General features: G+C 61.6%; 8 protein-coding genes and 1 tRNA gene. 3 read left to right on the top strand and 6 right to left on the bottom strand.

Annotation, left to right across the window (positions count from 1 at the left end):
- Positions 1-294: 294 nt before the first annotated feature.
- Both QZ269_RS10885 and QZ269_RS10880 read right to left on the bottom strand, forming a co-directional pair.
- Positions 295-1,158: a neutral zinc metallopeptidase gene (locus QZ269_RS10885; protein ID WP_291426733.1), complete on the bottom strand. Its 864-nt coding sequence runs from the start codon at positions 1,156-1,158 to the stop codon at positions 295-297.
- A 389-nt stretch (positions 1,159-1,547) separates the two neighbouring features.
- Positions 1,548-1,623, bottom strand: a tRNA-Lys gene (locus QZ269_RS10880).
- Between the two features lie 138 nt (positions 1,624-1,761).
- Here QZ269_RS10880 and QZ269_RS10875 point away from each other — a divergent pair.
- The gene (locus QZ269_RS10875; protein ID WP_291426732.1) at positions 1,762-1,992 is read left to right on the top strand and encodes a DUF3248 domain-containing protein; all 231 of its coding nucleotides are present in this window, start codon (positions 1,762-1,764) and stop codon (positions 1,990-1,992) included.
- Between the two features lie 2 nt (positions 1,993-1,994).
- Positions 1,995-2,480: a DUF3809 domain-containing protein gene (locus QZ269_RS10870; protein ID WP_291426731.1), complete on the top strand. Its 486-nt coding sequence runs from the start codon at positions 1,995-1,997 to the stop codon at positions 2,478-2,480.
- A 43-nt stretch (positions 2,481-2,523) separates the two neighbouring features.
- On the opposite strand, the gene QZ269_RS10865 is transcribed toward QZ269_RS10870, so the two are convergent.
- Together QZ269_RS10865 and QZ269_RS10860 are read right to left on the bottom strand one after the other, a co-directional pair.
- The gene (locus QZ269_RS10865; protein WP_291426730.1) at positions 2,524-3,090 is read right to left on the bottom strand and encodes a GNAT family N-acetyltransferase; all 567 of its coding nucleotides are present in this window, start codon (positions 3,088-3,090) and stop codon (positions 2,524-2,526) included.
- Positions 3,087-4,106, bottom strand: a complete 1,020-nt coding sequence (locus tag QZ269_RS10860) for a 3'(2'),5'-bisphosphate nucleotidase CysQ (RefSeq protein WP_291426729.1) — start codon at positions 4,104-4,106, stop codon at positions 3,087-3,089. Before QZ269_RS10860 ends, QZ269_RS10865 begins: the two co-directional genes overlap by 4 nt.
- Positions 4,107-4,569: 463 nt before the next feature.
- On the opposite strand from QZ269_RS10860, the gene aspS reads away from it, so the two are divergent.
- The gene (gene aspS, locus QZ269_RS10855; protein WP_291426728.1) at positions 4,570-5,877 is read left to right on the top strand and encodes an aspartate--tRNA(Asn) ligase; all 1,308 of its coding nucleotides are present in this window, start codon (positions 4,570-4,572) and stop codon (positions 5,875-5,877) included.
- Positions 5,878-5,940: 63 nt separating this feature from the next.
- On the opposite strand, the gene QZ269_RS10850 is transcribed toward aspS, so the two are convergent.
- Together QZ269_RS10850 and glgP are read right to left on the bottom strand one after the other, a co-directional pair.
- Entirely contained in the window at positions 5,941-6,219 is a 279-nt protein-coding gene (locus QZ269_RS10850; RefSeq protein ID WP_367272277.1) for an NUDIX domain-containing protein, read from the bottom strand.
- A 355-nt stretch (positions 6,220-6,574) separates the two neighbouring features.
- On the bottom strand, positions 6,575-8,096 hold a 1,522-nt coding region (gene glgP / locus QZ269_RS10845; protein ID WP_291426726.1), incomplete at its 5' end, for an alpha-glucan family phosphorylase.

Below are 8,096 nucleotides of genomic sequence, written 5' to 3'. Positions count from 1 at the left end.
GGCCGTTCGTTGAGTCTTCACACACCAACGTAACCGACCCCACTTGCTTTTTGGTCAAAAAGGTTCCGGACTACTGCACTTGGTTTGAATTCAATATGGCCCGGTTCAAGCGGCAGTTCGTATAAGGAGCTGCCGGGTGACGGTGACATCATCGCCCGGAGCGGGTTTGGGCGCTTTTCCTAGACCCGCGCAACTGGAACTGGGAGCGACTTACCAGGAATTTTTTTGCTCGATATGGCGGCCAGACAACAAGCGGCGCAGGGAGGCTTCCCCACGCCGCACACCAAATATGGCTTACAGCTGGTTGTAGGCGATACCGAATGTGTCGCAGGAGTTCGGGTTGCCGCTCTGATAGCCCTTCATGAACCAGTTGGTGCGCTGGGCACTGCTCCCGTGCGTGAACTTTTCGGGAGTCACACTGCCCTGGCTCTGGCTTTGCAAGGTATCGTCACCGATGGCCTTGGCCGTGTTGATGGCGGTCTGCACGTCGGTCTGGGTAATGTTCTCCTGATCCTTGACATGGTTGCCCCACACGCCAGCAAAACAGTCGGCCTGCAATTCCAGGCGCACGCTATATGTATTGGCCTCGGCCTCGCTGCGGGCACTCTGCTGCTTGCGCTCGACCTGATCGGAGATGCCCAGGAGGTTCTGGATATGGTGGCCGTATTCGTGGGCCACAACGTATTGATAGGCGAATTCGCCCCCGCCGCCCAGACGCGACTTCATCAGGTTAAAGAAGCTGGTATCCAGATATATTTTGCCGTCGCTGGGGCAGTAGAACGGCCCGACGGCGCTGTTGGCGGTTCCACAGCCCGACTGGGTTCCGCCGCTATACAGCACCAGCACAGGCTTCTGGAACTGCTTGCCCGACTGCTGGAAGATGTTGCCCCAAACCTGATTGTTGCTGCCGAGCACCTTATCTATGAACTGGTAAGTCGTGTCGCCAGCCTGGCTGCCCGTCTGGTTGCCGCTCTGCGTATGGCTGGGCGCCGTACTGCCGCCCGTGATGCTGCTGGGGTTAATGCCGAAGAACATGGCAATCAACGCAATAACCAGCCCACCGATCCCGCCTACCGCGAGTCCACCTCCAGGAACGCCGCCAGAACCCCGGCGGTCATCAACGCCGCCACCACTACTCGGAAGATTTTGCCAATCCATATAACCCTGTTTCTCCTTTTCGGACCAGACGGCCACGACTCTGCTTTCTCAGGTAAAGAGCTACCGGGTACAATTCCAGTCATCCGGGAAAAGCACCCAGCTAATCTCCACTTCCCCAGCCACCGCGCTTGGCTCTTCGGCCGAGGCTCAAACAATTGCCTGCGCTACACCCGCCAGCTACTTATAAGCGCCGCAATCAAACTACTGAAGTTTATTCTAGGGGGCGGGGCATGAAGCGGCCTTTACCTATTGCCGATATTCGCGCCCGACTGACCGCGTCCCGGGCCACTGAGGTTGCGCCCTGCAAAGTCAGGATGAGCTGCTTTGCACTGGTCTGTAACCAGCAGAGTAATATATGCAGAAACCCCGCGCCAGGCGGGGCTTTTGTGTGGTGGGTTGTGTAGGGCTCGAACCTACGACCCGCTGATTAAAAGTCAGCTGCTCTACCGACTGAGCTAACAACCCAATATGCTGTTCACAGCGGCCCCTACGGGCAGCGACGAAAAAGATAACATTACGCGAGTTATTTATCAAGGGCCGCGCTCCAAGCAGCTCGGCACTCAAGAGTCAATACACGCTGTCCTCCACCGCTACAATGAAAGTATGACCCAACTCCCTTTGCCAACTGGGCTGACGCAGCAGCTAGAAGCACTGGGGGGGCAACTGGTCTGGCGCATTGGTAAGGACGAACTGAGCGACGCTGTCGTGGTTCGCCTGGGATTCGCCTCGGCCACACCACGTTTTTCGCACCTGCCCCGGTTGCGCAGCGCCAACGACACCGAACTGCAAACTGCCGTCGAAGCCGGACAGATCGTGATCGAGTGGGTGGACTGAGCATGCTGCTGGAGGCCACCCAGAGCTTTGAACTGCGTCACCCAGGAAGCTCCCAGGAGGCGCTGCACTTTGTGCGAACCCCGGCGGTGGCGCTGTCACAGGTGCGGTTTATTCGTGGACTGAACACTAAGCAGGAGCAGGTACAGGGTGAACTGATCGTGCCTGTCGCCATGCTGGGCGACGTAGACCTGCCCTTCAGCAGCCGCCTTCAGAGCACGCCGGACGGTGCTGTGCTTCTTGCGGCTCAACTGCCCGACGAACGCGCCTGGGTCGAAGTCAATGGGCAGGCGACGGTAGATAGTCAGAACAAGATGTCTTTCGCCTTTCAGCTCCGCGCCCATTTACAGCTTCCAGAGGCCGAGGGATGGGGAAGTGCCGCCTTTGAAAAAATGGTCCGGGCCGCCGCCAACCGCACGCTGGAGCGAATTGCCGCAGCCCTGCCCGGCGGGATACAGGCCGCGCTGGAGCAGTCCCAGGCCTCTACCTAAAACGAACAGGCTCAGGAACAATAAGGCTCAGGAACAATAAAGCTCAGGAAGAGGAGGACTGACGCCCAAGCCAGTCTGAGCGGGTCACTTCCATATGGACATCACTGCGATTCAAGTGCTCGGTGCGCCCGATTTCCTGAAAGCCGCAGGCCGCAAAAGCCCGCTGAGCACGTCGATTATGCCCGAAGGTGGTCAGCCTGACCCGTTGCAGCGGGGGTTCTTGCACCGTAAAAGCCCAGTTAAGCAGCGCTTCCACCGTCTCACGGCCATAGCCCTGGCCCCAGAGGGCAGGAAACCCAATCATCACTCCGAGGGTAGCAACCGTAGCCCGCAGCGGTGGCGAGGGCCGAAAGTCGTACAACTCCGCATTGCCGATAAGCTTGCCATGCTCGTCCAGCACGCCGAAACCCGCACGCTCACCGGTCTTTTCCTCGTCTTTCATAATCTTGCGAAACAGAAATTCGGGCAGCCGGATAGGCTTGGCGTCGTTCCATTCGGCCAGTTCGCGGTCACGAAAGAAGCGGTACACCGTGCGCCACTCGGCAGGCGTGAAGTCCAGCACGGGCTTGAGGGTCACCCGGCCATAGTGGACATATGCGGCAGAGGTCACGCGGGCTGAACTGGGCCGAAGGCGCGGGTCACGTCCCTGGTCAGTCTCGCAAGATGAAAAGCGTCTCCCTCGGCCCGCTCGACGCGCTGCGTATCGAGGTCTACGACCAGCAGCCCCAGCAACTGCGCCCCGGCGTACCGAATGCAAACGCCCGAATGCCCGGCCAGCTCTACCTGATCGCTTTCACTCAGCACGCCCCATGCCGGATCGGTATCGATCAGCCGCAGGTGCACCACGGGAACGGCCCGCGCCTGCAACTGCCCAGTCAGCCAGTCCACCGCTTCCGGGCGGCCCCCGATAATGCCCTGCTCGATGTGTGGGTGCGCCCTGTTGTAGGGAATCGGTGTCCCGTCCCGGCGGCGCAGTTCACCCCCAGCGGCCCTGAGCAGGGCGTCTCCCGCCGCGATGTCCCACTCACTGCGGGGCGAAATGGTAAAAGTCGCGTCGGCCTCACCCGCAGCCAGCCGGGCCAGCTTCAGGGCAATGCTGCCACTGGGCACCATGCCGGGCACGCCGTACCTACCCAGTTCGCGCCTGAATTCGGTGTCCGAAACACTGACGCGGTAATCCTGACGCGCCGAAAACCCCGCTGGCTGCCCGTTTTTGGCAACTGCCCCACCGACTGCGCCACTGAACAGCTCATCTGTGGCCGGAGCATAAACCACGCCCAGCACGGCCTCACCACCAATCGCCAGGCCAATGCTGACGCAAAAGTCCGGGCTTTCCGTCGTGAATTCCTGGGTGCCGTCGATAGGGTCGATGATCCAGACCCGCTCACGTTCCAGGCGCTCCGGGCTGTCCACTTCTTCCTCGCTGAGAAGGCCGTCGGCAGGAAACTCATGGGTTAGGCCTGCCAAGATCAGGGCCGACGCCTCGCGGTCCGCCACCGTCACCGGGTCGTGAATACTGGTCTTGTGCTCGACCGTAAAGCCGTCGCGGCGGTGCTGAAGCAGCAGGGCGCCTGCCGCACGGGCCAGGGCTTCGGCTACCTGGAGCTCATGGCTATAAAGCGTCATCGGGTTCAAGATACTGCGGGGTTGGGGCGAGGGACTCTAGGGCAAAGTGATGTTCCATTTATCCTCCAGGCCCCCTCTCCAGCTGGGAGCTACTTAGATCATTGTGCAAAAAGATGGTGCTCTTTTGACCATCTTTTTGCCGAGTGGAACGAGTGGAAAAAAAAGAGCAGGACGTAGAATGAAGGGGGCGGCGGTGTTTTTCCAACGTGCCCATCATTCGGAGAACTGCTCTAACGCAGCGGCGACAGTAGGAGGGGGCCAGGGCCGAAGCCCATTGTTCTTCCCCTGACTAGCCGCCTATTTGACCGGCCTACGCCTACTCCGCTAGAGTGTCTGGCATGTTTGCGGCCCGTAACAACGATAATGTGCCCTCTTAGGGGACGTTTCGCCGTGCAGCCGCCGCCCCCGACCTGAACAAGGCGGGGGTTTTTCAATCAGAACCCGCAGCACAACGAGGAGAAACATGACCCAGGCACTCGAACGAACACTCAACCGTGACCTGCCCCAGTTCGAGGGGCAGACCGTCAAGCTTCAGGGATTCCTGCACGCCCGCCGCGACCTTGGGGGCGTGCAATTTCTGGTAGTGCGCGACGTAAGCGGCATTACCCAGTGCGTCGGCAGCGGCCTGAGCCTGCCTCTACCCGAAAGCAGCGTGGAAGTCGTGGGGCAGGTCAAGGCGCACCCCAAAGCGCCCGGCGGCTTTGAACTTCAGGTCGAGCAGTTCAAGGTGATCTCGGCGGCCACCGAACCCACGCCCGTCGAAATTCCAAAGATGGAATGGAACGTCAACCCCGAAACCATGCTCGATTACCGCGTGGTCACGGTGCGCGGGATCAAAGAGCGGGCCGCGCTGAAGGTGCAGGCCGAACTGGTCGCCGCCTTCCGCGATCACCTGCGCGGTGAGGGCTTTACCGAAATCAGCACGCCCAAGATTGTGTCGGCGGGGGCCGAAGGCGGGGCCAACCTCTTCCCCATCGACTATTTCGGGCAGCCCGCCTACCTCGCGCAAAGCCCGCAGCTGTACAAACAGATTATGGTCGGCGTGTTCGAGAAGGTCTTTGAAGTCGCTGCCGTGTACCGCGCCGAGGAGCACGCCACCAGCCGCCACCTTAACGAGTACCTCTCGATGGATGTGGAAATGGGCTTTATCGAGGACGAGGAAGACGTGATGGACCTCGAAAACCGCCTGCTGGCCGCCATCATGCAGCACCTGAAAACGGCCTGCGCTAAAGAATTTGCGTTGCTGGGGGCGACCATTCCCGAAGTGCCCACGCACATCCCCCGCATTACGCTGATGGAAGCCCGCCAACTGGTAACCGAGAAATACAGCCACCAGGTCGGCGGCAAAGACCTCGACCCCGAAGCCGAGCGCCTTCTGTCGCAGCACTTTACCGAGACGCAGGGCAGCGACTTCGTATTCGTGACCAAGTACCCCCGCGCCGCCCGGCCCTTCTATACCCACGCCGACCACAACGCGGACGGCAGCCTTAGCGCCGACACCACGCGGGGCTTCGACCTGCTGTTCCGGGGCATCGAGATCACCTCGGGCGGCCAGCGCATCCACGACTACCAGATGCTGATGGACTCGATCGCGGCCTACAAGCTCAAGCCCGAAACGCTCGAAGGCTACAGCGAAGTGTTCAAGTTCGGTATGCCCCCGCACGGCGGCTTTGCCATCGGGGCCGAGCGTCTGACCGCCAAGCTGCTGGGCATCGCCAACGTGCGTTACGCCCGCGCCTTCCCGCGTGACCGCCACCGCCTGACGCCCTGAGCCGGGGCACAGTTCAGGCGACAGGCCGGTAGGCAGGGCGGGCGAGCCGACGAAATGCCCGATCTATCCTTCCGGCACGCGCAAAAGCTGAGGCACACAGCGGGGAGAGATGATCTGCTGTCCAGGTGCTAGCAGCAGCCAGCGAAAAGTGACGTGCGGACCCTCCAGCATCACCGCCGGAAGTTCGCGGCCCGGCTCCACCCGGAAGAAAAACCCGAACTCGCGGCACTCGCGCCGGGCAGCGGCTGCGGCGCTTTCTTCGGTCTGAATCGCGCCGCCGAGCAGGGTATAGAAATCCGGGTAGCGCTCATCCCAGGTGACAAGCAATTGCCCTTCACGCACGCAGCGCAGCGCGGGTCTGAAAGATGGTGCCGCCGGGCACAGGCCATCTCAGCTCGGTGGGCCTAATACGGAGATTGATTTGGGATGGCACCAAATCAACCGGCAGTCCGTATAAGCGGACAGTATCGGCCCTCCGCCGGGACCGGGGCATCCGCCAGGTGGCTTATACGGGTTCCGATTGATTTGGTGCAGTTCCGAATCAATCCGAGCGGATGCGAGTAGGAACAACATACGGGTTTCGCGGTATGGAGCCGCAGGCGGTGTCTTCCCGACTGTGGCGGAATTTAGCGGAATCCGTATTACACAAAAAAAGTCCCCCACCACGCAGAGCAGGGGACTGAAGGGCGCTAGAAGCTCAGGCCCACTTGATCAGGCCCAGTTCCAGTTCGTTGCTGAGGCCCTCAATTTCGGGCACCATCCGCACACCCACCGAATACAGCCCGCTGTCTTCCAGGGGCACGTCGGCACTGAACGTGTTGCCGTCACGGTAGGCCAGCGGCACACGGGTCTGCTGCTCGCCACGGGTCAGCACGGCCTCAACTTTCAGCTGCCTGGGATCGATCCCGGCGGGATTCACGTGCGCGGTCACGGCGACGGTCTGACCGGGGCGGGCCGTGGTGGGCAGGTTGGCCTGGGCATGAATCTGGGTGTAGGGCCACTGCTGGCGCACCCAGGTCTTCCACTCGGCGATCTGGCGGGCCTTGAGCGAACCGTCGGCGGCCACCTGCCCGCCACGCTCGGCCAGCGGCACATAGTACTGACGGACGTAATCGATGACCTGACGCTGCATGGAAAAACGCGGGCTGACCGTCTCGATGCTGCGGCGCACGGTATGGGCCCAGCTTTCGGCGCCGGACTTGTGGCCGTAGTAGCGCGGCACGATGTCGTGTTCCAGGGTCGCGTACAGGCTGTAGCTGTCGGCGTCGTCCTGCACGTTCAGGTCGGCGTACTCGCGCTCCTCGCCGATAGGCCAGCCGTTGGTGCCGTCGTAACCTTCGCGCCACCAGCCGTCCAGCACGCTAAAATTAGGACTGCCGTTGAAGCTGGCCTTCATGCCGGAGGTGCCGGAGGCCTCCAGTGGGCGGCGCGGGTTGTTCAGCCAGATGTCCACGCCCTGCACCAGGTGACGGGCCACCTGCATGTCGTAGTTTTCCAAGATGACGATCTTGCCCAGGAATTCGGGTTCCTGCGACACCTTGTAGATTTCCTGAATGAACGCCTTGCCGGGATTATCGGCGGGGTGCGCCTTGCCCGCGAACACGAACTGCACCGGGCGGTCAGGGTCGTTCACGATTTTGCTCAGGCGGGCCTTGTCGCGCAGCAGCAGCGTGGCGCGTTTGTAGGTCGCAAAGCGGCGGGCAAAGCCGATGGTCAGGGCGTCCTCGCTCAGCAGCGTGTCGGTGGCAGCGACCTCGGCGGCGGGCGCTCCGTTACGCAGCTTCTGTTCGCGCTGGCGGCCCCGGATGAACTCGATCATGTCGCGCTTCATCTCGCGCTGCACCTCACTGAGCTGCGCCTCACTGAGCGCCTCGACGGCCTTCCACATCTCCTCGTCTTCCAGGCGCTCGGTCCAGTCGGCGGGCAGCACGCTCGACAGCAGGTCACGCATGGCCTGACTGGTAAAAGTCAGGTTGTGCGCCCCGTTGGTGACGTGGCCGATAGGCACTTCGCTGGGCGCGGCGCCTTCATACAAGAAGTTCCACATGCCCCGGCTGACCTCGCCGTGCAGTTCGGAAACGCCGTTGGCCGCGCGGCTCATGTTCAGCGCAAACACCGTCATGGAGAAGCTGGGAACAAGGTGGTTGTCCCACAGCTGGTCGTGGCGGGCCAGACCGTATAGCTCCTCGCGGCTGGCGTGCAGCAGCCCCGGCCAGGAG

It is taken from the genome of Deinococcus sp. (assembly GCF_018260405.1).
Taxonomy (GTDB): domain Bacteria; phylum Deinococcota; class Deinococci; order Deinococcales; family Deinococcaceae; genus Deinococcus.
This window is presented reverse-complemented; position numbering and strand designations above follow the sequence as displayed.

Excerpts from the sequence above, each read along its gene's own strand:
- QZ269_RS10885 (WP_291426733.1), bottom strand. The coding sequence starts at position 1,158 with ATGGATTGGCAAAATCTTCCGAGTAGTGGTGGCGGCGTTGATGACCGC.
- QZ269_RS10875 (WP_291426732.1), top strand. The coding sequence starts at position 1,762 with ATGACCCAACTCCCTTTGCCAACTGGGCTGACGCAGCAGCTAGAAGCA.
- QZ269_RS10870 (WP_291426731.1), top strand. The coding sequence starts at position 1,995 with ATGCTGCTGGAGGCCACCCAGAGCTTTGAACTGCGTCACCCAGGAAGC.
- QZ269_RS10860 (WP_291426729.1), bottom strand. The coding sequence starts at position 4,106 with ATGACGCTTTATAGCCATGAGCTCCAGGTAGCCGAAGCCCTGGCCCGT.
- aspS (WP_291426728.1), top strand. The coding sequence starts at position 4,570 with ATGACCCAGGCACTCGAACGAACACTCAACCGTGACCTGCCCCAGTTC.